We start from the raw sequence: 24,003 nt of genomic DNA, 5'->3' as shown, positions 1-24,003 counted from the left end.
CTATAGGTCATCTGAAGCAATTTTAGAAACGAATCCAAAAGCGTCTTAATTCCAACGAATTAAGGCGCTTTTTCTTTGTCGCCACCCCACACGTCGGATGAGGTTCGGAATAGGCGTATATTCCGTAAATATGCCTCCGGTGGTTCCATTTTGGTTACAAAAAACAAAGGGGCTGAAAATTGTAACCACAGACGACGTTAAGACGATGTTTAGACGATTGACAAATTACTCTGTTTCAAAATCATATGTCGAACTTTGTAGCCGTATGGTTACACTAATTTTGGAGCAAAATGAAGAGTCAATTTCGTTCAGTTTTTTACTTGCGCAGCAATTACATCAACAAAGAAGGTAAGACGCCCATCCTCATTCGGATTTATCTGAATAAGGAGCGTTTGTCGCTGGGATCTACAGGCCTGTCTATCAATGCCCAATTATGGGATTCAGAAAAAGAAAAAGTCAAAGGACATAGTGCAGAAGCACTTGAAGTCAATCGAAAGATTGAAGAAATCAGGGCTGATATTCTGACCATTTACAAACGTTTGGAAGTAACAGTAGATGATTTGACGCCGGAGAGAATCAAATCGGAATACTGCGGACAGACGGATACATTAAACAGTATAATGGAACTTTTCGATAAACATAACGAGGATGTCCGGGCCCAGGTGGGAATCAATAAAACGGCTGCCACTTTACAAAAATACGAAAACAGCAAACGGCATTTTACCCGATTCCTCAAAGCGAAGTACAACAGAACGGATCTCAAATTCTCGGAGCTTACCCCGTTGGTCATTCATAACTTTGAGATATATCTGCTGACTGTAGCCCATTGTTGTCCGAATACGGCAACCAAAATCTTGAAGCTTTTCAAAACCATTACTCTTTATGGGCGCAGACATGGATTTCTGTCTCATGACCCCTTTGTGAACAAACGGTTTCATACGCAAGATTCCAACAGAGGGTTTCTAACCGATGAAGAAATTCAGCGAATCATTGGAAAAGAAATATCCATACCCAGATTGGATTTGGTTCGCGATATTTTCATATTCTCCTGTTTCAGTGGCCTGGCGTATATTGATGTGTCCAATTTAACCGAGGATAACATCGTTGAATTGGACGGACGTGAATGGATCATGACCAGACGCCAGAAAACAAGGGTAGCCACCAATATCATCCTGCTCGACATCCCCAAGAGGATTATCGAGAAATATGCTCCTGTCCGGAAAAACGGTCATCTCTTGCCTATTCTCTCCAATCAGAAGATGAATGCCTATCTGAAAGAGATAGCCGATTTGTGCAATATCCGCAAACCCCTTTCCTTTCACATGGCCCGCCATACATTTGCCACGATGTCTTTGAGCAAAGGCGTTCCCATCGAATCCGTGTCGAAGATGCTGGGACACACCAATATCAAAACGACGCAGATTTACGCCCGTATCACCAATAAAAAGATAGAACAGGACATGCTTAAGCTATCGGATAAGCTGGATATATTCAGATCTCCGGTGTCACAAGCAAAACAATGACTTGAAATTGAATACAAATTCTATAAATCAATGATATGAATACAATAACAGCAGATGTAAGCGTCATCCGGAATAAAATTCTTGAGATTCGTGGCAACAGAGTGATATTGGATTATCATTTGGCCGAACTCTACGGTGTGCAGACAAAAGTGCTCAAACAGGCCGTCAGGAGAAATTTGCAGCGCTTCCCGGAAGATTTTATGTTCGAACTTACCGAAAACGAATGGACGGAACTGGTCACAATTTGTGACCGGTTACCCGAAACCCTCAAACACAGCTCCGTTGCTCCGATGGCTTTTACCGAGCAGGGAGTAGCCATGCTATCATCGGTGCTGCGCAGTCCGACAGCAATAGAAGTGAACATTGCCATCATGCGGACTTTCGTTGCCATGCGCCGGATGATTGCCGGTTATGAAGAACTCAAAAAGCGTATCGAAGACCTTGAAGTTAGCTGTAATGTGCAGTTCAGTGAGTTGTACACGGCCCTGACGGAGCTGTTGGAGCAAAAAGAAAAAGCGGAAAAGCCTCGTAATCCCGTCGGCTTTGTCATTCCCAAGCAAGAGAAATGATCACCAATAATTAAAAAGGAAAGAAGATGAAACAGGAAAAGAAAACCTTGTCGTATTACCGACTCAGACTGGAAGTTTATCTGAAAGACTACCATCCGCAGTTGCTCGGTGACGAAACGTTTATCCGTGAACGTTCCGAAGCTGCTGCAAAAACGTACGAAGAAGCCTTCCTGCAAGACAATCCCATCGGCATAGCCGAAAGCATGGCCATGGAAGTATTGCTTAGAGGACTGCATTTTTCGCCGTATCAGTTTATCGAACAAATCATCGATAACGAATTTGCAAACGAAGTTCCCGCCGAACTGTCGGGAAAACTCTCTTTGCTTCTGTTGGAGCACAAAGAAGTCAAAGACACCTTCGACCGTTACCATCCGGGAGACGACTTCGATGAAAAGCCGGAATATGACCGGCTCTATACCGAACTGACCGGAACGATCGCTACGGTCATGGAAGAGCATGATTTACTAAAGGACATTCTCCGTTAGCCCGATCAATCTTTTCTCGACAACCTCTTTTTTTAAGGGATAGCTTCACACACGGGGCTGTCCCTTTTTCTTTTCCGGAGAATTTCGGGAGTATCTTTTCCGTCTCCAAATCTTCCACCTGTTGTCTTCGATCCCGGAGTGCCGATTCCTTTCTTTGGGCGAAGGAAACCGGCCTTCGGGTAAAGAGTCAAGGCCTGAAGTCCTTTCGGGTTCGCCTGAAAAAATCTCCACATTTCCACTTCGTTCCAAGTCGTATTTTTTCGGGAAGCCTTGACATATACCCTCCGGCCACCTTGAACAGCCCACGAAACGAAATCGGCACACTCCGAGCTTTAGACGCAAAAAAAATGTCAGCATTATGGAACAAGAAAGATTAAATCACTCAATGGATCGCAGGAAACGAAATAACTCCTCCTCGCATTACCGCATAAAAACGGGTTCGGGCGTGTCCATTCTTATCGTGGCAAGCGAATACGGAAATCGTGCCTGTGAATTGACCGAACTGCTGTTGTGCCATGTCGGATTTAAGACCGTGCCTGTGGTTTCGGTGAATAAGGGAAACGGATATGTACGCCTGTACAGTTGGGAAAATTATGTCGCAGAAACCTGCTATGACAAAGATGCGGAAAGCATCAGCCTCTCTCAGGACGAATACGACGATGATGCACTGCTGAATGCAGCCATAGAGAAACATTTTCTAACCCTGACAAAACAATAAACAGTTTTGGCAACCAATAATTTCGCTTACGAGAATCGTCTCATCTATGTCGAAGACGAAGACTATGAATCAGGGAATGTTCCCGAACACAAGGAATATGTGCAGGGATGCAACCGCAATTATCCGAGCTATTATCTGGATGAATACCGTGCTTCCTTTCATACGCTTGATATAGTCATTACTTCAGCCTACTATTCGGGTGGGTGTATCGACTACATTCAACATGACAGCTATTTGAACAACATAACTTTTTGCGATGGATATGATGAAGATGCCACCGACACGATTATGCGTGATTTCAAAGCATATCATCCCGATTATGAGAAAGTCAGAGAATTGGCAAGGAAAATAGGAGAAGATTGGAAGAATTATACTGCTTACGATGCTTTACAGGCATATTTATTCGCATTGGAAAAGCCCGAAGCCGATAAGATAATCGACAAAATCAAAACGAATTATGGCTATCGGGAACTCACTAAAACAGGCTCTTTCTGTAATGGAGAGGCTTTATATGAACAGATTGCATAAACGAAAACAACGGTGAAAACAATCCTTATACGGCTGACGGTAGTAGCTGCTTTCATAATCGGAACGGTCTGTATTTGTTCCATGCTTATCACAGAAGAAGCGATAACGGTACTTACCCTGCTCACCGCCTTGTACTTCGTGCGCTTTCTCGTCCGTACGGCACTCGATGTCTTTTTCACGCTTGTCAGGTGGCTATGTATCATAGCTCTATTGGGATTGCTTTTCTGCTCACTCTTTTAATAACTCTATAAACAACAAGGATATGAATACATTCGATTTTTATCAGGACAGCAAGGTTATTTGCCGGATGCGAACAAAATTTCAGGTGAAAGCTGAAAATTATGAGCAGGCAATAGCCATTATAAAAACTTGGCAAGGCGAAGACGTGATGAACCATGACGATGAAGAACAGGTCATTTTCGTTGAAGGAGAAACGCTATTGGATACCTCCGAGAATCTTTCTCCCGAAGAAAACGGAGGTCGTCCGACCATAGAGGTCTTCGATGACAAGGGAAAGGAAATCACCAATAATTTGAACCAATAAATATCAGAGGTTATGGCTAATATATGCACCAATCTGTTCTTCTGCTCCACAGAGAACAAAGAAAACCTGAAAACGGTAGAAAACTACATGACGGATACTTTCGGGGAAGGTTGGTATTGCTACTGCTCCGACGGGCAAATGGTGGAGGGCGAATTTGAATCCAAGTGGTCATTTCCCGAAAATTTCTTCGAGAGAATCACAACGGAGTTATCCCATGACAAAACGCTTTATATGCGGATTCTTTCCTATGAATTCGGCAATGAGTATGCGAGTTTCAGGGTGTATAGAGACGGAGAATGGGATATTAAATTCTAACATCTTATGACAATGAAAGGTACAGAGCATTTCAAGAACGTTATCCAAAATTATCTGGACGAACGGGCGCAATATGATGAACTCTTTGCGGAGAATTACCGTAAGAAGGATAAAGACATGGATAGTTGCATTCAATACATCTTAAACACAGTAAAACAAAGCGGTTGCAACGGATTTTCCGATGATGAAATTTACTCGATGGCAGTACACTATTTCGATGAAGATAACATCGACATCGGTAGTCCGATAAACGCACATATTGTAGTAAATCAAGTGGTAGAATTGACAGCCGAAAAAAAAGAACAGGCTCATCGGGATGCGATGCAGAGGGCGCAGGAAGAAGCCTACCGAAAGATGACACAGCCGACAAAGAAAAAAGCTAAAACGACTGTCGATGCAACCCTCCAACCGAGTTTATTCGATTTATAATTTATCGACACATGAAACCGAGAAACAAATTTCAGAAGCAGGTGGCGGAGCTGAGCAGTCAGCTCCCCGCCATCACCCAAGCACAAAAGAATTGGGCATTTAAGCACTGCTTTACACATTTCGCCAAATGCACGGCAAAAGGAGAATGTACTTGTTTGGAATGTGGGCATACTTGGATGGATAAAGAGCATAAGAGAAAGAGAATTATTTGTCCGCATTGTGGAACAGCATTGGAGGTTAATACTACCCGACAAAGGGTTTTCAAACAAACGGAATACTTGGGTATCGTTACGACATTCAAAGAGTATCAGGTCTTGCGCTTCTTCTATATGCAGTCTTACCATAAGAAGGGTGAACAAGCCGATTATTTCATTTCCGAAGTGGTGCAGCGTTGGATGAACGCACAAGGCAAGTCCGCAGTACTGGCACGGCTTCGCCCGATGAGTTGTTGGTACGACACTTGGCAGTTCGGCAGTAATTTGGAAATACGTCCCGACAAGGATTTGTACGATATATTCCCCTCCGCCATCTATCCCCGACAGAAAATTCTACCTGAAATCAAACGGAACGGATTTAAGGGCGAATATCACGACCTTACACCTTTCGAGTTGTTTCATTCCATTCTGACTAACAATAAAGCCGAAACATTATTGAAGACAAAACAAACCGGACTTTTGCGGCACTTCGTCAGAATTAAATACCGGAATATCGAGAACTATTGGGCTTCTCTCTGCATCTGTATCCGCAACGGATATACCATTACGGACGGCTCTATGTGGTGCGACTATGTCGATATGCTCTGCCGATTGAGAAAAGATATTCATAGTCCGAAATACGTTTGCCCCTCCGACCTCAAAACCGAGCACGACCGCAGGCAGTCAGAACTGCGCAAACAAAGAGAAAAAGAGGAAAGAGAGCAAAAAAGACGAAAGGCAATGGAGGATGAAGAACGTTTTCAAGAACTCAAATCCAAATTCTTCGGTATCTCATTCACGGATGGAACAATTCATGTTCATGTTCTGGAAAGTGTTCAGGAACATTTGGAAGAAGGACTGGCATTACATCATTGCGTATTTGAGGGAGGATATTATCTCAAACCTCAGTCCCTTATCCTTTCTGCTACCATAGACGGTAAACGGATAGAGACCGTAGAAGTTTCTTTGGAGACAATGAGAGTTGTGCAATGCCGAGGGTTGTGCAATCAAAACAGCCAATATCACGAACGAATACTCAAACTTGTCCGCAGGAATATGAAGCAAATTCGTCAACGTATGGCGGCATAATGTTTAACTGAAATACATAGAGAAATGGAAATCAAAATAGAAAGCATCATTTGTAATTGGGCAGACGAGATACCTCACATTCTTATAAGGGTTATCAATGCCGCAGCCCTATCCGCCAATGAGGAGGAATTAAGAACCTCCATAAGGCAGATAGCCGAAGAAACGGCACTTGACAAGTTCTTCGCCTATGGTTACGGCGCACATCACTTTTGGCTCACTCATCGCAGGCTGTCCAATGGTGAGCCGATGCCAAACAGATTATTAAAGGTAGAATTTTGAGGATATGAAGAAACGAATTTACAGAATACGGACACAATACATCTTTGAAGGTGTGTTTGAAGTGCTTGCCGAGAGCAGAGAGGAAGCACGGCAAAAAGTCCTGCAAGATTGCGGACTCGTAATGGGAAGGAACATCTACAGCACCTTGCCCGATGAAGAAGTAAATTGGGCATTCGACATCCATCCTGAAAAGCGGATAGGTGAGATAGTGCAGTTGAAGTAAAGAAGAACAGCGGGCGGCATTTTTGTCGCCCGCTACTTTTTGTCGGTGAGCCTGAAACGGTACAAAAAGTAGCAAAAAGACCGATTGAAAAAGGAAATTAACGGTGATTTGCCGGTTACTGACGAATCCAAACCCTAAGAAATAGGGATTCCGGACTGTGAAAATAGCCACTATTGGCGATTGCAAACGATATTCCACTTGTATAGTTTTGTAAACTCAAATAATAAGAAAAAGGTATGGATAAAATACTCAGATTGACCGGATATGCAGGAATAACGGGTAGCCTGCTGATGTATACCGGCGACATGTTGCTGTATTTTACGACACAACCCATTCCCGATTTGGAAAAAGATCTGTTGCCTTCTATGGGCACAGTGCCCTTGGAGCGTCTCATTGCCGGAGGGATAATAGGACCGTTGGCGGCGGTTCTGTACATCATCGGATTCTACCATTTGTTTCTCAGGGTTAAGAAAGCGCGACGAAAAACAGCCTGCTGGATGCTTGCTTCTCTATCCGTAAGTATAATTGTCGGAGGTGCTTATCATGCCTTCTTCCCGGCTTTCGGCATCGTATCGTCGCAGGGACATCCCGAAATCATCGACCATTTTCTCTCCTATGCCGGCTGGTTGGGCGGATTGGCATTCGCACTGATGGGGATAGGTTGGATTGTATTTACCGTTTTAGCAGTACAAAAGCAGACTTCTTTTCCTCGTTGGATAGTTTTCGCAACACCGTTGATCACCATCTGGCTCAATTTCCTTTGGAAAACGCTGCCGCAACCGTTTCTTCTGTTGATAGCGGGCGGATGGAACAATCTGGTGTATACCCTGATTTTTGCCGTATCGCTGATCACATTAAAAAACAATATCATCCCCGATGACTATGAGTGATTTTTCATTTTTCACAACGTTGCAAGCCGGATGGCTGAACGCATGGATACCTTCGTTCGGCATGGTGCTGATACAGTTTATATATATGGCAATCTTCCGTGAGGGAGGAAAGCGCGCGGTGGACACCTCGTGGTACACGGCCAAAGACAAGGCGAACGCCTCTGTCAGTACAATCCTGCAAATTGCCATATTGGTGCTTTCCGTTTTCGTCCCGTTCAAGTTCGGTACGGCATGGTTTCTTGCGGGAATGGCGGTTTACGTGCTTTCGCTGGTGCTCTTTGTCCGGGCTTTTCACAACTATGTGGCAACTCCTGCCGGAAAGACCATCAAAGGAGGAGTCTATCGTTGGTCGCGCAATCCGATGTACTTTTTCTTTTTTACGGGAATGTTCGGCGTTTGTATCGCTTCCGCCTCGTTGTGGATACTACTCGTCATGATACCCTTCATCATTGCCACGCATTTCCTCATATTGGGAGAAGAACGCTATTGTGAGGAGACCTACGGAGAGGAATACCGCGAATACAAGGCCAAGACGCCTCGTTATTTCTTGTTCTTTTAGCTGCTGAATAGAAGATGAGACTGTTCAAGAAGTTCATAAGCAATTGCCGCAGACCTGAAAACAATTTCTGGGGAAAAATGATGCTTGCGGGGATGAACTACGGCCATAATAAAATGGCTCTCTGGTGCATCGACGAATGTATCCGACCGTCCGGTGAGGAGGATATTCTCGACATCGGTTGCGGCGGCGGGCAAAACATCGCCAACTTTCTGACAAGGACGAAAGGAAAAGTATGCGGAGCGGACTACTCGGCGCAGAGCGTGGCAAAATCCGTTGCCAGGAACAGGAAAGCTGTCCGAGACGGCCGGGCGGAAATCATGAAGGCCTTGGTCTCATCCCTTCCTTATGAATCTGCGACTTTCGATCTTGCAACAGCTTTTGAAACCATCTATTTCTGGCCGGACATCGTCGAAGATTTCAAAGAAGTAAGGCGTGTGCTCAAGCCGGGCGGCAGGTTTGCCGTCTGCAACGAAATGGCTTCCGAGGCAGGAAACGAGCGATGGATTTCACTCTTGGATATGAAAATTTATACCCCGGACGAAATCGTTGAGAACATGACGAAAGCAGGGTTTACACAGACCTCCGTATTTACGCAGGGCAATCGTATCTGTGTTATCGGGCATAAATGAATACTTGACCTACTCCGATTGCCTCCAAATCATTATCGAAATGAATCTGATAAAAGAATTTAGCACTGCTCTCTGCAGCGAAAAAAGAAGTGAACGAATCCCCGAAGAGCTCGATTTCTTCGGTTCTTTGGTGGGAGAATGGGAGATCGAATGGACAGACCGTTTGTACGACGCAACACCCAGACGGGTAAAAGGCGAATGGATATTCTCTTGGGTTTTGGACGGGACTGCCATTCAGGACTTGTTCATCGTCCCGTCGCGTTCCGAGAGGTTGATAAACAAACAGCCGGATGCCGAATACGGAACCACACTCCGCATTTTCAACCCGAAGACTTCGGCATGGGATATTTTCTACGGTTGTACGGGCGAAGCCATCCGGTTGACAGCCCGTAAAACGGGGGATGACATCGTATTGACCGAAAACACGACCGGCAGAATGAGATATGTTTTTTCCGATATGACTGCCACCGCTTTTCATTGGCGCAAAGAGCAACAAAATGAAAACGGAACATGGCAGATGGTCGCCCGGGTCGTTGCGACGAAAAGAAGAGAATAGATAAAAAACATTGCAATTCATTGGGTAAAAACGTACCGAACCCGTATCTTTGGACGCTATAAGTTCATTGATACGGTAAACTTGTAATTAGTTATGAGCTACATAGACAAAACATTGCTGACGGGTGAAACTGTTACATACAAAGCCCAAGTGCATTGGTGGGTTTTTGTTTATCCGATGAAATTCCTGTTGTTCGGACTTCTGTTGATATCCTTTTCACCACTCTACATCAAGATTCCGGGTTATGTGCTGATCGCTATAGCCCTATGGGGGATTATCAACAACTACCTTGGCCGGCGCTATGCCGAATACGTCGTAACCAACAAACGGGTGATTTTCAAATTAGGCTTGATTCGTCGCAGCGTTGTCGAATTGCAGCTGAACAAAGCCGAAGCCATCGCTTTCGGAGAATCGTTCTGGGGACGAATTTTCAACTTCGGAACGGTGGTCGTAACTACCGGAGGTGCTACCAATACCTATCGTTACATCGCCGATCCTCTGAGCTTTCGCAGAGCCATCAGCGAAGAGGTAGATAAGCGTTTCGGCAGAGGCAACGAATAGACAAGGGCTATTATTCCATTTACCCGGAAACCCGTTATCTTTGCATCGTGTAGAACCTGCCAAGCCTCTCATTGCGATGCTCAAATGGGCAGGTCGTTTTATTTATGAACTCTTTGAACAGAATGAAAGCGCCTATCCTCTCGGACGGGCGCCTTCGATTGATTAAGAACAAAAAAGAATTATTGGAGCGGTCAGGTGCGGTAACCGGCTTCTCGCTCTTTATCCTCGTCCGATTCTTTGTGATTGAAATCCAGAACGATCGTTTGCGATTGTCCATGATTGTCCTCGAAGACGATTTCGAGCGACTGCCGCTCTTTGCTTTGCGAGGTATAGTAGAGGCGGAAGTCTCCTTTACCCACCGGATAACGGTCATTGGGTTTGAGAGCAACCCCGCGTCCGATCCGCAAAACGCCTTTCCCCTCCGTTTGAAAAAACCGCATTGTATAGCGCGTTCCGGAAAAATCGCCTTCCGAAACGAGGGTACAGCGCACTTCCACGGTTTCTCCCTGTTTGATTTGTTTGGGAACCGGCATCGTGCTTACTTCAAACGGAAAAACCGTCTGCACGTCCAGCTCCCGATTACAAGCAGATAAACAAAACCCGGCCATGAGCAATACTCCCATCACCCACAGCGCATCGATCCATTTTCTTTTCATCGTTTCATTGGTTTAGAGGTTTATACGAAATCCCGCCGAGAGAGCGGGACGAAAGAGATTCACATCCGATCCGAAACACAAGCGTCCCTGAGCTTTGACGAGCAGCAAGAGACCGTCCGTCAGAAAAAGCTCCATCGACAGATGCACGGCGCCGCCATACACGAAGCCCGAACGATCCAAGAGGCGGGCGCCGTCGGGTAAAAAAGTTCTCCCCCGGTCAAGTTCTTCGTAACCGCCTAAAGCGGAAATACCCGCACAGACAAAGAGGTTCTTCCCGCCATCCGACAGTACGGGATGCATATAGCCGACCTGCAGGAAGGCATCTTTCATCGGCACACGATAGCTTCGATAAGCCATATCCTGCTGCTCGTATTCGGCGGCGAGAAAAGTATAGTTTTCACTTTTGAGGTAGCGGGTAAACGATATTCCGACACCGAAATGATCTTTTCGGAAGAGCTTCTCTCCGTTGATAACAGGCAGGCTGCCCGTAATCTCCATCCCCTTTTGTCCGGGAATCAGGCGTTGTGCGTACGAAGGAGTGGCCATTACGACGACACAGACGAGTAAAAACAGACACTTCTTCATCACCATCGGAGTTTCAGGTTATCGATTCGTTCGGCTCGCAACAAGTCTTCCTGCTGCACGCAGAATGTCAGGGTTCGTCCACCGTTACGCTCGTAAAGCGTTACTTCCAGCTGCTTGTCTTCGGGCAGGGAGAACTGCTCCAGCGCAAAGACTGTCCGTTCGGACGTCTTGCCTCTGACCCATGCCACCTGATGGCAGGCGCGAAGCGGCTGCAAAACCTGCTCCTGAATCGCTGTGCGTTTGGCCACCTTTTTATCCACCACTTTGAAGGTGATGAAGTCCACCGAGCAGGGCATATTCGTCTGATTTCCGATAACGACGTGGAAGAAAAGCAGCCCGTTATGGGCATACAGTCCTCGAAGGAGAAACTGCATGCCGAAATGCCGCGCACCGATGTGCTTAACCGTTCGCTTATTATGCTTGTAGATGGTTTGCATCATCAGCTTCACAAGTACAGGCGACTCGTTGCCCAATTCCTTGAAGTAGATGTCGGCACGGTTCGAAGGCAAGTGTCCTTCTCCGGGATACAAAAACTGCGCTTCGCGCCTGTCCTGGCTGCACTCGGCATAGCCGGAGCAAGCTCCGCTCTGCTCTCGTTGGCACAAGAAGTCTTTCATCTCCACATTGAGTTTCTCCGGCTCTTCGGCATACTTCACATTGTAGGAGTAAAATGAACCGTCTTCACAAATGACCGACAGGTTGGTCTCCGTTTCAAAATTCCGTACGGCAGCCTTCACACGCAGCACGTTTTCGGCATCTTCCGCTTTTCCGGCAATCAGGTTATTGCTTCCCAGATCGACATAGCGGATGGCGGAAGGAAAAATCAGGTGAACGGTCTTTTCAAAAGTCACCTCCAGTCCGTAAGGCAATACGACCCGGCCTTCGGGAATCGCCTTACTCATTCCCCGGTAAAACGCTCCGCTTGAAAGAGGATGACCGGCCGGTAAAGTCGCAGTTGTATCCTGCGCAAGGGCTGTCGCTCCGATAGTCGTGAGCAGGACAGCCGATAAAATCCATTTTTTCATGATCGTCGATAGATTGATTGTTTTACTTTGTCTGTACTAAAAAGAGGCGGTACCCGCCTTTGAGCGTCACTTTTACGGTGCGGAGTTTCTTTTGCAGGAGCTGACTTGCTCCCTGCATCACCCCGCGGGCCGCCTCGGAAAGGATCTGGTCTTTGGCGGAAGAAGCAAAGGTGAACGAGGTTCCGACCGTTCCTCCCATATTGGCTCCCACTTCTTTCAGTGCGGAGACCTCTTCCGATCCGGGAATAAAAACCCCTTCCTGCCCGTCCGTATCGAAGGCGGAGAGCTGAACGGAAACGATCCGTCCGCCATATTCGATACTCGTGATATGAAGCTTCATCCGGTTGCCGTCGATTCGGGCCTGTGCCATCAGTCGGGTATGACGGGGAATGGAAAGGTCGTGCAGGCGAGCGGACTCCAGCAGACGGAGCTGTACGAAGTCTCCATGCTGCAGGGTGGTTGTCCTGTCCACGACTACTCGCAACGTATTACGGGTGACGGACGATGCCGGCACGTCGGCAGACCGGAACCCGAAGTTTCGCTCCTTATGCCCGTACTCGGCGATAAAAGCCGAATCGCTCATGGGCTGATCCAGAGACGAAACGATTGCTTTCTTCTCCGGAAGAAGCTCCATAGCGGGTAAAGCCGCCCGTTCCGCTGTCGCCGCTGTCTTGGGTGCGGGAGCATCGGCTGGGCGTTCCTGACTCCGGGTGTATGCATCCCGGAAATTTGCATCACCGGAGGCCGGGAAGTATTTGGCTGCCATCCGGTAAGATTTTTCGAGCAGTTCGAGATGATCGATCTCCTCCTCTTTTTCCTCCTTGAGAGTTGCGAGTTCGGAGCGTATCATGTCCAGCTCTTCCCGCAGGGCTTCTTTCTCATAGTCGTATGCCGGTGGCTCGTAGAATGAATGTACCATCTGCGACGTTTCTTCATACCGGCTTACCGACCGCTCGATCGGATGAAGCCCGTCCGAAGCGGCCTCTTCCGAGATTTCCTGCTCCCGTGTTTCGTCTTTCTTCTCGAAATAGTCGTAGAGGTTGCCGAGGGTCTCCTGCCGGTGGGATTCCTTTTCTTCATCGCGCCCCAGTTCATAGCCTTTCAGTTTATCGTCGGGCAGTTCCCCGTCGGTGGCTTGCGGAACGGTCTCGTTAAGACCTGCTGTCCTCTCTTCCTTTTGTCGCTCTTCGGCCGAAGGAGAGAAGATCAGCCATAAGGAAATCAGGAAGAGGATGCCCAATCCGGCGAAGACAAGCAGTTTTTTGATCTGTTCTTTCTTCTTTTCGGACTGTTCTCTTTTTTCTTTCTCTTCTTTGTCCGCTCCCTTTCCGGGGGGGTCCGAAAAAACGGGATGCGGATGTTTCGGATGTTTTTCATTGTTCATATTCGATTGTATTAAGGTAATTTTTGGCGAAATGTTTTTGCGGAAGTCGCTCCGGCCGGAGGCTGTCCGTGCGAACGGGACTGTCGATCAGCTCGCGGAATCTTTTTTCTTCCGCCGGTCTGTAATCGGACGGAGTAAAGAACCGGACGATCATGCCGAGCAAACAGCACAGGTAAATCAGGCTCAGCCCGAATACCGCGATTTTTCGTTGCAGGGGGCTTAAACGGTCGCATTGCCGCTTTAGGCCGAGGTGTATTTTCAGATAGAGCCGTTTCATCGTTTCACGGTTTGAATGTCCTGATTTTGCAGCACGGTAAAACGTTCCAACAGGAAGCCCTGCGGATTGTTGTCCGAACGAACGGAATTGATCAGGCTGCATTCGGTGATAAGCGACCGCTCCGTGATATTGCTCTGGCGGACGATAAACTGCCGGGCGTAAGTCCTGACCCGATAAGGATAGGCCTCGAAATCGCACCGGACGGAGTCGAGCTCGATACGCTGGTGGATATTGCCTGAGATCATCCGGCTGTAATATCCTTTTTCCATCAGGTCTTTGTAGTAATTGTAGGCCGTTTTGTCGGCCAGCATCAAAGCGCGTTTGACATTCCCTTCGATGGCCGCCTTATCCGGCGCAATCGTAAAGAAGAGTTCGTGAAAACGCCTGACGTGCTCGCGGGCTTCCACGGGACGGTTGGCTTTGGCATCCTGACTGAGAGCGAGCATAAGCGACTTTCCGTTGTCCAGCACATAGACTTTCTCCCGCTGTTTTTCGGCAAAGGAATAGGATGAAAAAACGGCATAGCCCGTGATGATGAGGCAGAATACGACAAAGGCAATGGCATAAAGCCGGATCTGCCGGAACGATGTTTCGATATTTTTCAATGATTTGAATTCCATAAAGTAGGGTGTTAGCTGTTCGTTGTTTTAGGTTGTTTCGTCAATGCTCCGTTGATGTTTCCACCGCCGGGATTCGATCCGCTTTCGGACGTGTTTCCTCCGGAGGAACCTTTCCGAAATTGCTCCCTGAAACGTCCCAAAGCATTACCGACAACTGCGCCGCCTGCGGCAGACAGCGCCTTTCCTCCCGTCAATGCCTTTCCTCCGGCCCGTTTGGCCTGCTCATTGACATTCTTGCCGTAGTTGCCGATACCGCCGCCCGCTTCGATGATCCATCCCGAAACAGTCGGTACGCTGAAGAAACCGAGAATGCCGATCAGGAAGAAGACGATGTAGTACCAGTTTCCCGAATCGGGCATATAGTTCACGTCCTGTAACTGGGCAATCTCCTTGTTGAGCATCAGGATCTGTATCTTCGTGAGCAGTGCTGTCAGAATACTGCTGACCGGCAGCCAGAGATAGACGGAGATGTAGCGGCTGAACCAGGCTGTCAGCGATCCGCTGAGTCCGTCCCATACGGCGATACCGAACACGATCGGCCCCAGGATGGACAGCACGATCAGAAAGAATGTGCGGAGCGTGTCGATGACCAGACTGACGGCATGAAAGAGCAGTTCCAACAGCTGATAAACCTTTTTTATAAACCAGCGCTTGGCGTTGAACGCCGTACGTTCGGCATACATGCCGGCCAGGGTAATCGCATCTTCCGGGCCGATAAAACCCATCTCTTCGATCTTGTTATTCCACGCTTCGTCATCCACCAAATAGGCTCTCGACTTGTCCCGTTTATAGGCTTCCTCTTCCAGCCGGTCTCTTTTGAGTTGCAACGCCTGCAGGTCGTCCTGCTGTACGTGCACCATTTTCTCGGTTCCCTGTACGACGGGGCTGAGCACGGCATTCATCGTACCCAAAACAATGGTCGGGAAGAACATGATACAGAAACCGAGCACGAACGGACGGAGCAAAGGGAAAACATCGATCGGTTCGGCGCGGGAGAGCGATGACCAGACGCGCAAGGCGATGTAAAAAAGCGCACCCAGCCCGGCAATGCCTTTGGCGATGCCGGTCATTTCACTGCACAGGGGCATCATCTCTTCGTAGGTAGAGCGCAGCAGCTCGTGTAAGTTGGCAAAATCCATTGTACATAAATTCAGCGGTGAAACAAACAGCTTACCAATAGCGGCTGCTACCCGAACCGTAGAGGGAGTTGACACGCTCCAGCTCCCCTTTTTCCGCAGCACGGACAAAACTCACGGAAATGTTCTTCTGCGTAAAATAAGAGGTTACGGCACGGTACTCCCGAACTTCGTCATAAATCCGGTTGATCAGCTCCATTCGTTCCTTGTCGTTCATCGACAGGGCATTGTTTTTGAGAAGCGTTTTCAGCTCCTTGAGCGACTCACCGCTCATTTCAAGCAGTTTGGCATAGCCCGATGCCATAGCCGAAAGTTCTTCCGGACTGTAGTTCGGATCTTTGAGCATGGAGCGATACCCCGTGACGTAAATATCCGTGATATCGCCTACCATCAGAATGATTTCTTTTACCTTGTAGGCATCCCCGATCAGGTTATTGACCGTCTTGAGCGCGTCGTAGTATTTTTTCCCCTGATGATAGACTTTCTCCACTTCCTTGAAGTTGTTCAGGGTGTTTTTTACCGTCTTGGAGGCCGTTGCGATCTCCTTGACCGTGTTGGCGATGTTGCCGGCAAAATTGGTCGGATCGGTCACGACCCACTGGGCATGTACGCTGCCACAGCAGACCGCCAGTACCATGCCGAGAATTAAAATCTTGTTCTTCATGATGTTTCAGGTTTTGGTTCGTTCTATTATGTATGGTTCACGTCTTTCCGTCGGTTTCGTTTGGCTTCGGCCAGTTGGCGGATGGCCTGTTCGATATGACCTCCCGATTTTTCAGCCAGCCTCAGCACTTCCATTTTTTCCGTCTCTTCCGTTGTATAGCAGAGATACTCTTCGGCCGAAACTTCGGTGGCATAGACAGCCGATTGCGTGCCGCCCAGCCCGATCCAGACCTCTTTGTAAAGTCTGGACGGATCGTTATCCATATTGATGGACAGGATCTGCGACTTCTCCTTATCGGTCAGCCCGAGCAGGTTCTGTATCTGGTCGAATTTGTTGGCATACTTGCGCTGGTCGAGAAGAATCTTGCAATCCGAATTGTTGATGATGCTCTCCTTTACCACCGGCGAAGAGATGATGTCGTCCACCTCCTGCGTCACCACGATTGCCTCCCCGAAATACTTGCGCACCGTTTTGTACATATACTTCAGGTAGTCGGCCATATTGGCCGAGGCGATCGCTTTCCAGGCTTCCTCGACGATCAGTTGTTTGCGAACGCCTTTGAGTCGCCTCATTTTATTGATGAAAGCCTCCATGATGATGATGGTTACCACGGGGAAAAGTTCCCGGTTTTCCTTGATGGCATCGATTTCGAAGACGATAAACCGCTTCGACAGGAGGTCGATGTTTTTGTCCGAATTGAGCAGGAAGTCGAAACGACCGCCCCGGTAGTACTGGCGGAGCGTAGTCAGAAAGTTGTCGATATTGAAATCTTCCCGGCTGACTTTGATCTCGCGGTTTTCCAGTTCCGGCCGGTAAGTGTCGCGCATGAATTCGTAAAACGTATTGAAGTTCGGTGTTATCCCTTTGTCCGAACCGATCAGGCGGATATAGGCCGAGACAGCGCTGCCGAGCTCGCCCGATTCGGTTTTCGATATTTTTTCCTCTTCACTTTTCCAGAGCGTCAAAAGCAGCGTTTTGATACTGTCTTTCTTTTCGACGTCGAACACCCCGTCATCGGTATAAAAAGGATTGAACGAAATCGGCTCCTCTTCCGTATAGGTAAAATAGATGCCGTCTTCACCTTTCGTTTTCCGGTGGATGAGCGAACAAAGTCCCTGATAAGAGTTGCCCGTATCGACCAGCAACACATGCGTTCCCTGTTCGTAATACTGCCGTACGAGATGGTTCATGAAAAACGATTTTCCCGAACCGGACGGTCCCAGGACAAATTTGTTGCGGTTCGTGATAATCCCGCGTTTCATCGGCAAGTCCGAAATATCGAGATGGAGCGGTTTGCCCGTCAGGCGGTCGGACAGTTTGATGCCGAAGGGTGAAAGCGAGCTGCGGTAGTTCGTCTCGGCCGTAAAGAAGCAGAGAGCCGGCTCGATAAAGGTGTAGAATGTTTCTTCGGAGGGAAAATCGCCCGCATTGCCGGGCATGCCTGCCCAATAGAGCGTGGCCGTGTCCGTCGTATTGTGATGGGGACGGCACTCCATCAAGGCCAGCGCCGAGCCTACATCGTTTTTGATCTGCCGGAGTTCTTCCCGGTCGTCGCTCCATGCCAGCACATTGAAATGCGCACGGATGGAAGCGAGTCCCTGGGAGTGCGCAACGTTCAGGTATTCCTCGATCCACTCGCGATTGATCTGATTGGAGCGGGAGAAGCGTGCAAGTGAAAGCATGTTTCGCGCCTGTTTCTCGAAGCGTTTGAGATTCTCTTCGCTGTCGTCGATAAAGAGGTACTGGTTATAGATATGGTTACACGGGAGCATCAGCCCGACGGGAGCGGCAAAACTTAGCCGGCAGTCGCTGCGATCGGTGGAGAGCCGTTCGTAACGGCCGTCCGTTGCGACGGCGGCAGGCAGATCGTCCGTATCGGACAAGGTGTGCAGGCAGAGGATTTGATCTCCGATCCGCACTTCATCGGCGCCGAGCCGGAGGTCTTCGAGCGTGCCTGCCGCATCGTCGCGTAACGAGAGGTAACGGTCGAGCAAGCCACGCTTGTCGTCCGTGCCTGCGATCTCATCCGCCGGAAGACGTCTGAGCCGCATACAGCCCGAATCGTTGATGATCCGTTCGAACTGATCGACGGCCTCCAGAAATTTCAGGACGGCCTCCCGCTCCCGGACTTCCTTCGGCAGAAGGGTTCCGCGACAGAGCGTCGAGAAATCGCTTCGTTGCGCCATGCGCTGTTTCGTCGTTTTCGTCAGACAGAGGTAGACGGAATGGTGCAGGAAGGGACGTTCGTTGAAATGCCGTTCGTAAGAGCGGTCGAGGAACGAGAGATCGTCCTTTTCCAACTCCGGACGGTAGCTTTCCCGAATAAACCAGTCCTGCTTGTGCAGGATGCTGTAAACGGGTAAGACCTTCACCGCCTTATGCCAGGCGGCATGCATCGCTGCGTATTCGGGCGAGGTCACGGTAAAGAGTTCGGGCAGTTCAAGAGAGAAAGCCACGGTGATGTCGGCGTCTTTCGATACGATGCAGCCGTTTTCGATGGCCAGCAGCGGGAACTTCTCTTCCAGTTCGCATTTCTTACGGATATTTCTCATGGCGTCGGTTCGTTTGTCGTTACAGCCCGGACGGAAAGAATACGGCGGACAGGACGGCGAGAGAGCAGGTAACGGGGATGCCGGCGAGCGGCTCCCCGTTTCATCAGCCCGTGTTCTCCGTACTTGCGGTTCATCGCGAACGTTTGCCACACCACGAGGGTGGCACCCGATACGCCCATGCCCAGACAGAGATACTGGTTCATGCCGCACATGTAGCAGATGACGACAAGGATAAACGTCGCCAGCAGCCCGCCTGCGAAAATGAACAGATATTGGGATTTAAGCCCTTTGAACTCGACCGTCCGGCCGATTCCCTTGTTAATCTCCCACATGGCTTACAGGAAAAAGCTTCTTAAAATCGTGGCCGCCACAATCAGAAAGATGCAGGCGCCGAACCACGAAGCCGCGGTCTTGCTGGTATCGGGGTCTCCCGAAGAAAATTTCTGGTAGACTTTGACTCCCCCGATCAGGCCGACTACGGCTCCGATGGCGTAGATCAGTTTCGTGGCCGGGTCGAAATAGGAGGTTACCATCTTGGTGGCTTCGTTGATTCCGGCCATGCCGTTGCCCTGAGCAAAAGCTCCGGTTGCGAGCGTCGTAAGCAGCAGGGCGATACACATCGTTTTTCGTGTTTTCATACGATTGGATTTCAGGTTTATAATTCAATACATTTGTATCCGCCATGGAAAAAGGAGGACGGGGAACCCTTCGGTATCAGATAGTAAGGTTAAGGTTCGGTCGTCTTTTCGGGTTTCCCCGCCTCCGGTTTTCACCGTTCGGATATAAGGCTTCGTTTTCTCGGCGGACGAAAAGACACTCCTTGTTCTTTACAGGTAAGCCATCCAGTCCTGTGCTCCGGTTGCTGTCGGAGCGGCGGAATCCGTTTTTTTCGCTTTACGGCCTTTTTCCACCATCTCCTCGGGAGGAGGGCTGAGCAATCCCAGCAACTCCCGTCCGCGTTCCCGCTGCAACCGTTCGTGTGCCCGGAGCTTTTCCAGAAATTCCGTTCCACGCAGCTTGCCGGCCGTTTCCCGTACAAGTGCTTTGTCCGTTTCCGTAAGCTGCTCCGGCTCCTCGGCAGCCGTCCGGAGTCTTTGAAGCTCTTTCACCGTAAGGCTGTCTGTGGAGACTTCTATCTCCCGATCCAGCAGTAGCGAAAGAGCTTCCTGCTCCTCCAGCATCTCATCCGTTTCATTTTCCGGCAGGGAAGGATAGAACTCGCTGTCCTCGTTTTCTGCTGCCCGGACTCCCTCCTTTTCGGGTGGATCGGATGATTTTCCGACAGCAAAGCTATCGCCTTTTTCCTTGCGATTTTGATCCGGTTCCTTCGCGTTCCCCCGCATTCCCCGGGATGGAAATTCCGTTCGGGTTTTTCCCAGAATATCGTCATCGTCCGAAGAATAATTACCGGTGTCGGATTCCTTCTTTTTCTCCGCTTCGCGCATGCTGCGCCGGATGTTCCATTTGCTTTGGAAGCGTAGGTACAGCAGTAGCAGTACCAGAAACCAGGAGGTCAGTAAAAGAATTTTCATAACGTTACGGGATAAGGGTTTTCCGTCTGTTCTTTTCGATGGCTTTGCTTAGCAACTCCCTGTGCCGTTCGATATGTTCGGAGAGGATATTTCCGATATAGGCCGAGAGGGTCGTTTTGGCTCTCAGGTCGTTCAGGATATGGCGCAGGCATTCGAGCAGCTCCCGGTCGCAAGAGAAGGTCATCCGGTTCTCGACGGTACGGGAAGAGAGAAACAGGCTTCGGTATTCGTCCATCGTGATCTCCTGACGGGAGACGGGATCGTCCGCGGGAGATGAATTTTTCCCGTTCTTCTCATCAGAGCGGGGAAGGACCTGCGGAGCATCGGTACCGGCCATCTTTTGTATCTGTTCGGCGATCAGCTTTTGGCGCTGTTCTTCAATCGTGGGCATGGCGTTTCGGTTTTAGCAGGCATTTTTCGATGATTTCTCCGGCCAGCGCAGCTATGCCGCTTCCTTCGAGCAGGCTTTTGTCCGGTGGCAGGTAGGTGGAGCGGAAAACCTCCCGGTTGTCGGTCGTGATTTCTTTCTTGAAACGGGATGAGCGTGGCAGGCGGGTATCGAACAGTCCCAGTCCTTCTTTTTCGATCTCCCGGTCGTAAAACTCGATGACGGCCGGATGGACACGCCGGTCGATCTTGTTCCAGAGCATGTAGATCTGCTTGATGTTGCCCGATGTGATCGATACGCCCAGATCGTGCACAGCCAGCGCGTAGGACATGCAAGCGACCAGCGACTGCCGGTCGGGCTCTATCGGAGAAATGAGGTAATCCATATCGACCGTCAGACTGACCAAATCGGGATCATCCGCCCGTCCGGGCAAGTCGAAGAAAACGAGGTCGAACGTTTCTTCCGAACGCGCTTCCATAAAAGCCTGCACATCCTGCATGGCCTGTCCGGAGGTGCTTTTGAGAATCCGGTAAGCGGGCTTGCCGAAAGCCTCGAAATGTTTCTTCATCCGTGAGAGCAAAGCCGGCCGGCCGTTCTGCACGGTTTCTTTGTCGCGTTCCCGGAGATTGGCGAAACTGTACTGCGAAAAATCGCAGTCGACGACGAAGAGATTCACGCCTTCCCTGTAATAGAGGTAACTGGCCAAAATCTCCGCAATACTGCTTTTCCCTACGCCGCCTTTGAGCGATCCGAAGCCGATATGTACCGGCCGTTCGGAGAGTGTCTTTTGTTTTTGCATCTGTTGTATAATAAAAGGATTTGTAATGTTATGATCATATGATTGCATGGTTGCGTCAGTCTGTCTGCCGATAAACGGATACATGAATCGACCGGTCAGGTGATGGACACATCGGTACATTGATCAATCCATGAATGCACATACCCGTGTGTTCGTATCTTATCCTATTCTTGTGTCATTGTGTTATTATGTTATTGCATTATTCTGTTATCCTGTAAACGTACCCGGCAGGCAAGCTGCAATCATGTTGCCTGCCTATCCGGTAACCGGCTTGCCTGCTTTGCAAATTAACAGCTGAACAGGCACTTTTTTACGACCCGGTTCCCCCGGATTCCTTTGCATTCCTTTTGATGGAAAACAAAGGCTTTCCCGACACGGCGGCAGGCCGTAACTTTGCGCCGGAAAAGCAATCGTCCCCGACCGGCCGGCAGAAAATGAAGATTGTCCGGAAAGAGCGACGGTCGACCGTCGCTATCGCTTTTGAACGGTTGATCATGGCAAGGTGTACCTTTGTCCGACAACGCGCTGCGAAGCCGACAAAGGTGCCTTGCCCCGGTGCGGAGAAAGAAGCTTACTCCGAAGTCGTAAGCAAAGACTGATTTATTAACCTTAACCTGACGAATACTATGAGAAATGAAAACAGGCATGGTGGCAGTCCGTCCTATCGCTACTATGTCAGACTCAATGAAAAGGACAACAGCCGTTTTCTCGATCTATACGAGAAATCCGGTATCGGAAACAAATCCGAATTTATCCGGCGGAGGCTTTTTCTGACTCCGTTCCGTGTGATTACCCATGACAAATCGGCCGCCGATTATTACACCCGGCTGACCCATATCCATGCCCAAATCCGCAAGGTTGGCGTGCTCTACAATCAGGCTGTCCGCTCCATTAACACGTACCATTCCGTCAAAACGGCGGCCGTTTTGCTGCAAAAGCTGGAGCAATACACCGGAGAACTCCATGCACTTCTGGAAGAAACGAACCGGCTCACAGTAGCGTTCGAAGAACGATGGTTGCCGAGATAACCGCTCCGAAAAGCATGGGAAAAGTGTTGGGATATAACTTTTCCAAAGTAACGGCGGGAAACGCCTCCGTCATTCTGACCTCCTCGATGAGCGTGGATGCAAACGGAGAAACGAACTTTGAACGAGCATTGACCGATATGGAGATGCGCATCCCGTCGGGTATCCGCACGAAAAAGACGGTGTTTCACTGTTCCCTCAATCCGCATCCGGACGACAGGCTGACAACGGAGCAGTTACAGGACATCGCCCGGGAATACATGGAAAAGATGGGATACGGCAAACAGCCTTACATCGTATTCAAGCACAACGACATCGCGCGCGAGCATATCCATATCGTCTCCCTGCGTGTGGACAGCTACGGGAAGAAGCTGCCTTACAAGTTCGAAGCAAGACGCAGCAAACGGATCACCGATGAGCTGGAGCGGAAATACGGCTTGATACCGAGCGGAAACCGGAGAAGCCGGCACGAGACACATGCGGAGAACGTGTTGAAAACGGCGGATGTAAAGCAGGGCGATGTGCGTCGGCAGATTGCCGCTGTGGTTCGGGCGGTGCTGAAACGGTACGCTTTCCGGTCGTTGGGTGAAATGAATCTGCTGTTGGCCCGATACCACATCGTTGCGGAGGAAGTTCGCAAGGAGTACAAAGGGAAGCGGTACGACGGGTTGGTATACGCCATCACGGATGATGCGGGAGAGAAACGGATGATACCCTTACATGCCGGTAAAACAGGGAGAGGAGCAGGCTATGCCGCCGTTGCGCGTCATTTTGAGAAATCCAAAGCGCTTATAAAAGAGAAGGCGCCGATGCTTCGCAATGCCATCGTCGAGGTCATGCAGTCATCCCCCGATAAAAAGCGGTTTTCGGAGGAGATGAAAAAACGAGGCATCGACGTGCATATCCGCCAAAACGAGCAGGGACGTATTTACGGCATCACGTTTATCTCGGACGAAGCCGGTATCGCTGCCAATGGCTCGCGCTTGGGGAAGGGCTATTCGGCCCATGTCTTTAACGATTACTTTCTCGGGGGTGAGAATCCCTTCCTCGATTACAGCCGGCAGGAGATTCGGGAGCTTCCCACAGTGCGTTCTGCTCCGGAGATGTTGCCGGAGGCTGAAACCGGTGATGATTGTTACGATGAGCCGGTCGGAACGGATGAGTTGGGAATCGTCGTTCACGGGATCGATTATAAGGAGCTGGCTTTCCAGCGAAAGTTGAGAAACAGGCGGCATAAACAGGATATAACCGGAAAAAGAAGAACATAAG

The 24,003-nt window shown here is 49.2% G+C and carries 33 protein-coding genes; 19 read left to right on the top strand and 14 right to left on the bottom strand.

Annotated elements, in window-relative coordinates; all coding sequences use genetic code 11:
* Positions 1–290 precede the first annotated feature (290 nt).
* The 17 genes from C3V43_RS12790 to C3V43_RS12710 all read left to right on the top strand — a co-directional run bounded on the left by C3V43_RS12790 (position 291) and on the right by C3V43_RS12710 (position 10,091).
* Complete coding sequence (locus C3V43_RS12790) at positions 291–1,523, top strand: site-specific integrase (RefSeq protein ID WP_077083658.1); 1,233 nt, start codon at positions 291–293, stop codon at positions 1,521–1,523.
* A 35-nt stretch (positions 1,524–1,558) separates the two neighbouring features.
* Positions 1,559–2,092 carry an ORF6N domain-containing protein gene (locus C3V43_RS12785; RefSeq protein WP_106070096.1) on the top strand — a complete coding sequence of 178 codons (534 nt, stop codon included), beginning with the start codon at positions 1,559–1,561 and terminating at the stop codon, positions 2,090–2,092.
* Between the two features lie 26 nt (positions 2,093–2,118).
* Positions 2,119–2,577 (top strand): DUF1896 domain-containing protein, encoded by a 459-nt coding sequence (locus C3V43_RS12780; protein WP_004585420.1) that lies wholly within the window; start codon positions 2,119–2,121, stop codon positions 2,575–2,577.
* A 358-nt stretch (positions 2,578–2,935) separates the two neighbouring features.
* Positions 2,936–3,295, top strand: coding sequence for a hypothetical protein (locus tag C3V43_RS12775; protein WP_021663500.1), 360 nt, complete (start codon positions 2,936–2,938; stop codon positions 3,293–3,295).
* Positions 3,296–3,301: 6 nt separating this feature from the next.
* A complete protein-coding gene (locus C3V43_RS12770) occupies positions 3,302–3,823 on the top strand; it encodes a hypothetical protein (RefSeq protein ID WP_097658043.1) in 522 nt (173 codons plus the stop codon).
* 12 nt (positions 3,824–3,835) lie between these two features.
* Positions 3,836–4,063 carry a hypothetical protein gene (locus C3V43_RS12765; protein ID WP_077094190.1) on the top strand — a complete coding sequence of 76 codons (228 nt, stop codon included), beginning with the start codon at positions 3,836–3,838 and terminating at the stop codon, positions 4,061–4,063.
* A gap of 22 nt (positions 4,064–4,085) precedes the next feature.
* Positions 4,086–4,367: a hypothetical protein gene (locus C3V43_RS12760; protein WP_106070095.1), complete on the top strand. Its 282-nt coding sequence runs from the start codon at positions 4,086–4,088 to the stop codon at positions 4,365–4,367.
* Between the two features lie 12 nt (positions 4,368–4,379).
* Entirely contained in the window at positions 4,380–4,682 is a 303-nt protein-coding gene (locus tag C3V43_RS12755) for a hypothetical protein (protein ID WP_106070094.1), read from the top strand.
* Positions 4,683–4,694: 12 nt separating this feature from the next.
* A complete protein-coding gene (locus C3V43_RS12750; protein ID WP_077070591.1) occupies positions 4,695–5,111 on the top strand; it encodes a PcfK-like family protein in 417 nt (138 codons plus the stop codon).
* Between the two features lie 11 nt (positions 5,112–5,122).
* The gene (locus C3V43_RS12745) at positions 5,123–6,394 is read left to right on the top strand and encodes a PcfJ domain-containing protein (protein WP_106070093.1); all 1,272 of its coding nucleotides are present in this window, start codon (positions 5,123–5,125) and stop codon (positions 6,392–6,394) included.
* A 24-nt stretch (positions 6,395–6,418) separates the two neighbouring features.
* A complete protein-coding gene (locus C3V43_RS12740) occupies positions 6,419–6,673 on the top strand; it encodes a DUF8466 domain-containing protein (protein WP_021661939.1) in 255 nt (84 codons plus the stop codon).
* 4 nt (positions 6,674–6,677) lie between these two features.
* Positions 6,678–6,896, top strand: a complete 219-nt coding sequence (locus C3V43_RS12735; RefSeq protein WP_021663494.1) for a hypothetical protein — start codon at positions 6,678–6,680, stop codon at positions 6,894–6,896.
* 236 nt (positions 6,897–7,132) lie between these two features.
* On the top strand, positions 7,133–7,786 hold the full coding sequence (locus tag C3V43_RS12730) for a DUF6796 family protein (protein WP_106070092.1): 654 nt from the start codon (positions 7,133–7,135) through the stop codon (positions 7,784–7,786).
* Entirely contained in the window at positions 7,773–8,345 is a 573-nt protein-coding gene (locus C3V43_RS12725) for a methyltransferase family protein (protein ID WP_013816566.1), read from the top strand. Before C3V43_RS12730 ends, C3V43_RS12725 begins: the two co-directional genes overlap by 14 nt.
* A gap of 14 nt (positions 8,346–8,359) precedes the next feature.
* Positions 8,360–8,974: a class I SAM-dependent methyltransferase gene (locus C3V43_RS12720; protein ID WP_077083314.1), complete on the top strand. Its 615-nt coding sequence runs from the start codon at positions 8,360–8,362 to the stop codon at positions 8,972–8,974.
* 40 nt (positions 8,975–9,014) lie between these two features.
* Complete coding sequence (locus tag C3V43_RS12715; protein WP_077084227.1) at positions 9,015–9,530, top strand: hypothetical protein; 516 nt, start codon at positions 9,015–9,017, stop codon at positions 9,528–9,530.
* A 93-nt stretch (positions 9,531–9,623) separates the two neighbouring features.
* Entirely contained in the window at positions 9,624–10,091 is a 468-nt protein-coding gene (locus C3V43_RS12710; RefSeq protein WP_021680163.1) for a PH domain-containing protein, read from the top strand.
* 191 nt (positions 10,092–10,282) lie between these two features.
* On the opposite strand, the gene C3V43_RS12705 is transcribed toward C3V43_RS12710, so the two are convergent.
* The 14 genes from C3V43_RS12705 to C3V43_RS12640 form a co-directional block, all read right to left on the bottom strand.
* Positions 10,283–10,747 carry a DUF3872 domain-containing protein gene (locus C3V43_RS12705; RefSeq protein ID WP_021678451.1) on the bottom strand — a complete coding sequence of 155 codons (465 nt, stop codon included), beginning with the start codon at positions 10,745–10,747 and terminating at the stop codon, positions 10,283–10,285.
* 12 nt (positions 10,748–10,759) lie between these two features.
* Positions 10,760–11,338, bottom strand: coding sequence for a conjugal transfer protein TraO (locus C3V43_RS12700; protein ID WP_106070091.1), 579 nt, complete (start codon positions 11,336–11,338; stop codon positions 10,760–10,762).
* Entirely contained in the window at positions 11,332–12,357 is a 1,026-nt protein-coding gene (gene traN / locus C3V43_RS12695; RefSeq protein WP_106070090.1) for a conjugative transposon protein TraN, read from the bottom strand. Before traN ends, C3V43_RS12700 begins: the two co-directional genes overlap by 7 nt.
* A 22-nt stretch (positions 12,358–12,379) precedes the next feature.
* The gene (gene traM, locus C3V43_RS12690; RefSeq protein WP_099811566.1) at positions 12,380–13,741 is read right to left on the bottom strand and encodes a conjugative transposon protein TraM; all 1,362 of its coding nucleotides are present in this window, start codon (positions 13,739–13,741) and stop codon (positions 12,380–12,382) included.
* On the bottom strand, positions 13,731–14,018 hold the full coding sequence (locus tag C3V43_RS12685) for a hypothetical protein (RefSeq protein ID WP_106070089.1): 288 nt from the start codon (positions 14,016–14,018) through the stop codon (positions 13,731–13,733). The genes traM and C3V43_RS12685 overlap by 11 nt, the downstream gene beginning before the upstream one ends.
* Complete coding sequence (gene traK / locus C3V43_RS12680; protein ID WP_106070088.1) at positions 14,015–14,638, bottom strand: conjugative transposon protein TraK; 624 nt, start codon at positions 14,636–14,638, stop codon at positions 14,015–14,017. The genes C3V43_RS12685 and traK overlap by 4 nt, the downstream gene beginning before the upstream one ends.
* Before the next feature lie 11 nt (positions 14,639–14,649).
* On the bottom strand, positions 14,650–15,777 hold the full coding sequence (traJ, locus tag C3V43_RS12675) for a conjugative transposon protein TraJ (protein ID WP_054191081.1): 1,128 nt from the start codon (positions 15,775–15,777) through the stop codon (positions 14,650–14,652).
* A 31-nt stretch (positions 15,778–15,808) separates the two neighbouring features.
* A complete protein-coding gene (locus C3V43_RS12670) occupies positions 15,809–16,438 on the bottom strand; it encodes a DUF4141 domain-containing protein (RefSeq protein WP_004585397.1) in 630 nt (209 codons plus the stop codon).
* 26 nt (positions 16,439–16,464) lie between these two features.
* Positions 16,465–18,990: a TraG family conjugative transposon ATPase gene (locus C3V43_RS12665; RefSeq protein WP_106070087.1), complete on the bottom strand. Its 2,526-nt coding sequence runs from the start codon at positions 18,988–18,990 to the stop codon at positions 16,465–16,467.
* The gene (locus tag C3V43_RS12660; protein ID WP_021678459.1) at positions 18,987–19,322 is read right to left on the bottom strand and encodes a DUF4133 domain-containing protein; all 336 of its coding nucleotides are present in this window, start codon (positions 19,320–19,322) and stop codon (positions 18,987–18,989) included. The genes C3V43_RS12665 and C3V43_RS12660 overlap by 4 nt, the downstream gene beginning before the upstream one ends.
* A gap of 3 nt (positions 19,323–19,325) precedes the next feature.
* Positions 19,326–19,628, bottom strand: coding sequence for a DUF4134 domain-containing protein (locus tag C3V43_RS12655; protein ID WP_004585394.1), 303 nt, complete (start codon positions 19,626–19,628; stop codon positions 19,326–19,328).
* 189 nt (positions 19,629–19,817) lie between these two features.
* The gene (locus tag C3V43_RS12650) at positions 19,818–20,522 is read right to left on the bottom strand and encodes a hypothetical protein (RefSeq protein ID WP_106070086.1); all 705 of its coding nucleotides are present in this window, start codon (positions 20,520–20,522) and stop codon (positions 19,818–19,820) included.
* Between the two features lie 4 nt (positions 20,523–20,526).
* Positions 20,527–20,913, bottom strand: coding sequence for a DUF3408 domain-containing protein (locus tag C3V43_RS12645; protein WP_021644063.1), 387 nt, complete (start codon positions 20,911–20,913; stop codon positions 20,527–20,529).
* Positions 20,900–21,793: a ParA family protein gene (locus C3V43_RS12640; RefSeq protein WP_235655854.1), complete on the bottom strand. Its 894-nt coding sequence runs from the start codon at positions 21,791–21,793 to the stop codon at positions 20,900–20,902. Before C3V43_RS12640 ends, C3V43_RS12645 begins: the two co-directional genes overlap by 14 nt.
* A 542-nt stretch (positions 21,794–22,335) precedes the next feature.
* Here C3V43_RS12640 and C3V43_RS12630 point away from each other — a divergent pair.
* Together C3V43_RS12630 and mobB are read left to right on the top strand one after the other, a co-directional pair.
* On the top strand, positions 22,336–22,737 hold the full coding sequence (locus C3V43_RS12630) for a plasmid mobilization protein (protein WP_053444537.1): 402 nt from the start codon (positions 22,336–22,338) through the stop codon (positions 22,735–22,737).
* Positions 22,722–24,002: a conjugal transfer protein MobB gene (gene mobB / locus C3V43_RS12625; RefSeq protein ID WP_106070083.1), complete on the top strand. Its 1,281-nt coding sequence runs from the start codon at positions 22,722–22,724 to the stop codon at positions 24,000–24,002. The genes C3V43_RS12630 and mobB overlap by 16 nt, the downstream gene beginning before the upstream one ends.
* Position 24,003: the final 1 nt, after the last annotated feature.

Origin of the sequence: Prevotella heparinolytica, from assembly GCF_002998535.1 — a bacterium.
Taxonomy (GTDB): Bacteria; Bacteroidota; Bacteroidia; order Bacteroidales; family Bacteroidaceae; genus Bacteroides; species Bacteroides heparinolyticus.
The sequence above is the reverse complement of the archived record's forward strand: the minus strand, read 5'-3'. Positions and strand labels throughout refer to the sequence as shown.

Coding starts and splice junctions, on each gene's coding strand:
- C3V43_RS12745 (WP_106070093.1), top strand. CDS start 5,123: ATGAAACCGAGAAACAAATTTCAGAAGCAGGTGGCGGAGCTGAGCAGT.
- C3V43_RS12655 (WP_004585394.1), bottom strand. CDS start 19,628: ATGAAAACACGAAAAACGATGTGTATCGCCCTGCTGCTTACGACGCTC.
- traK (WP_106070088.1), bottom strand. CDS start 14,638: ATGGAATTCAAATCATTGAAAAATATCGAAACATCGTTCCGGCAGATC.
- C3V43_RS12780 (WP_004585420.1), top strand. CDS start 2,119: ATGAAACAGGAAAAGAAAACCTTGTCGTATTACCGACTCAGACTGGAA.
- C3V43_RS12790 (WP_077083658.1), top strand. CDS start 291: ATGAAGAGTCAATTTCGTTCAGTTTTTTACTTGCGCAGCAATTACATC.
- C3V43_RS12750 (WP_077070591.1), top strand. CDS start 4,695: ATGAAAGGTACAGAGCATTTCAAGAACGTTATCCAAAATTATCTGGAC.
- C3V43_RS12685 (WP_106070089.1), bottom strand. CDS start 14,018: ATGAAACGGCTCTATCTGAAAATACACCTCGGCCTAAAGCGGCAATGC.
- C3V43_RS12660 (WP_021678459.1), bottom strand. CDS start 19,322: ATGTGGGAGATTAACAAGGGAATCGGCCGGACGGTCGAGTTCAAAGGG.
- traJ (WP_054191081.1), bottom strand. CDS start 15,777: ATGGATTTTGCCAACTTACACGAGCTGCTGCGCTCTACCTACGAAGAG.
- C3V43_RS12720 (WP_077083314.1), top strand. CDS start 8,360: ATGAGACTGTTCAAGAAGTTCATAAGCAATTGCCGCAGACCTGAAAAC.
- C3V43_RS12725 (WP_013816566.1), top strand. CDS start 7,773: ATGACTATGAGTGATTTTTCATTTTTCACAACGTTGCAAGCCGGATGG.
- traN (WP_106070090.1), bottom strand. CDS start 12,357: ATGAAAAAATGGATTTTATCGGCTGTCCTGCTCACGACTATCGGAGCG.
- C3V43_RS12710 (WP_021680163.1), top strand. CDS start 9,624: ATGAGCTACATAGACAAAACATTGCTGACGGGTGAAACTGTTACATAC.
- C3V43_RS12705 (WP_021678451.1), bottom strand. CDS start 10,747: ATGAAAAGAAAATGGATCGATGCGCTGTGGGTGATGGGAGTATTGCTC.
- C3V43_RS12700 (WP_106070091.1), bottom strand. CDS start 11,338: ATGGTGATGAAGAAGTGTCTGTTTTTACTCGTCTGTGTCGTCGTAATG.
- C3V43_RS12650 (WP_106070086.1), bottom strand. CDS start 20,522: ATGAAAATTCTTTTACTGACCTCCTGGTTTCTGGTACTGCTACTGCTG.
- C3V43_RS12775 (WP_021663500.1), top strand. CDS start 2,936: ATGGAACAAGAAAGATTAAATCACTCAATGGATCGCAGGAAACGAAAT.
- C3V43_RS12665 (WP_106070087.1), bottom strand. CDS start 18,990: ATGAGAAATATCCGTAAGAAATGCGAACTGGAAGAGAAGTTCCCGCTG.
- C3V43_RS12715 (WP_077084227.1), top strand. CDS start 9,015: ATGAATCTGATAAAAGAATTTAGCACTGCTCTCTGCAGCGAAAAAAGA.
- C3V43_RS12785 (WP_106070096.1), top strand. CDS start 1,559: ATGAATACAATAACAGCAGATGTAAGCGTCATCCGGAATAAAATTCTT.
- mobB (WP_106070083.1), top strand. CDS start 22,722: ATGGTTGCCGAGATAACCGCTCCGAAAAGCATGGGAAAAGTGTTGGGA.
- C3V43_RS12760 (WP_106070095.1), top strand. CDS start 4,086: ATGAATACATTCGATTTTTATCAGGACAGCAAGGTTATTTGCCGGATG.
- C3V43_RS12730 (WP_106070092.1), top strand. CDS start 7,133: ATGGATAAAATACTCAGATTGACCGGATATGCAGGAATAACGGGTAGC.
- C3V43_RS12640 (WP_235655854.1), bottom strand. CDS start 21,793: ATGTATCCGTTTATCGGCAGACAGACTGACGCAACCATGCAATCATAT.
- C3V43_RS12630 (WP_053444537.1), top strand. CDS start 22,336: ATGAGAAATGAAAACAGGCATGGTGGCAGTCCGTCCTATCGCTACTAT.
- C3V43_RS12735 (WP_021663494.1), top strand. CDS start 6,678: ATGAAGAAACGAATTTACAGAATACGGACACAATACATCTTTGAAGGT.
- C3V43_RS12740 (WP_021661939.1), top strand. CDS start 6,419: ATGGAAATCAAAATAGAAAGCATCATTTGTAATTGGGCAGACGAGATA.
- traM (WP_099811566.1), bottom strand. CDS start 13,741: ATGAACAATGAAAAACATCCGAAACATCCGCATCCCGTTTTTTCGGAC.
- C3V43_RS12645 (WP_021644063.1), bottom strand. CDS start 20,913: ATGCCCACGATTGAAGAACAGCGCCAAAAGCTGATCGCCGAACAGATA.
- C3V43_RS12670 (WP_004585397.1), bottom strand. CDS start 16,438: ATGAAGAACAAGATTTTAATTCTCGGCATGGTACTGGCGGTCTGCTGT.
- C3V43_RS12755 (WP_106070094.1), top strand. CDS start 4,380: ATGGCTAATATATGCACCAATCTGTTCTTCTGCTCCACAGAGAACAAA.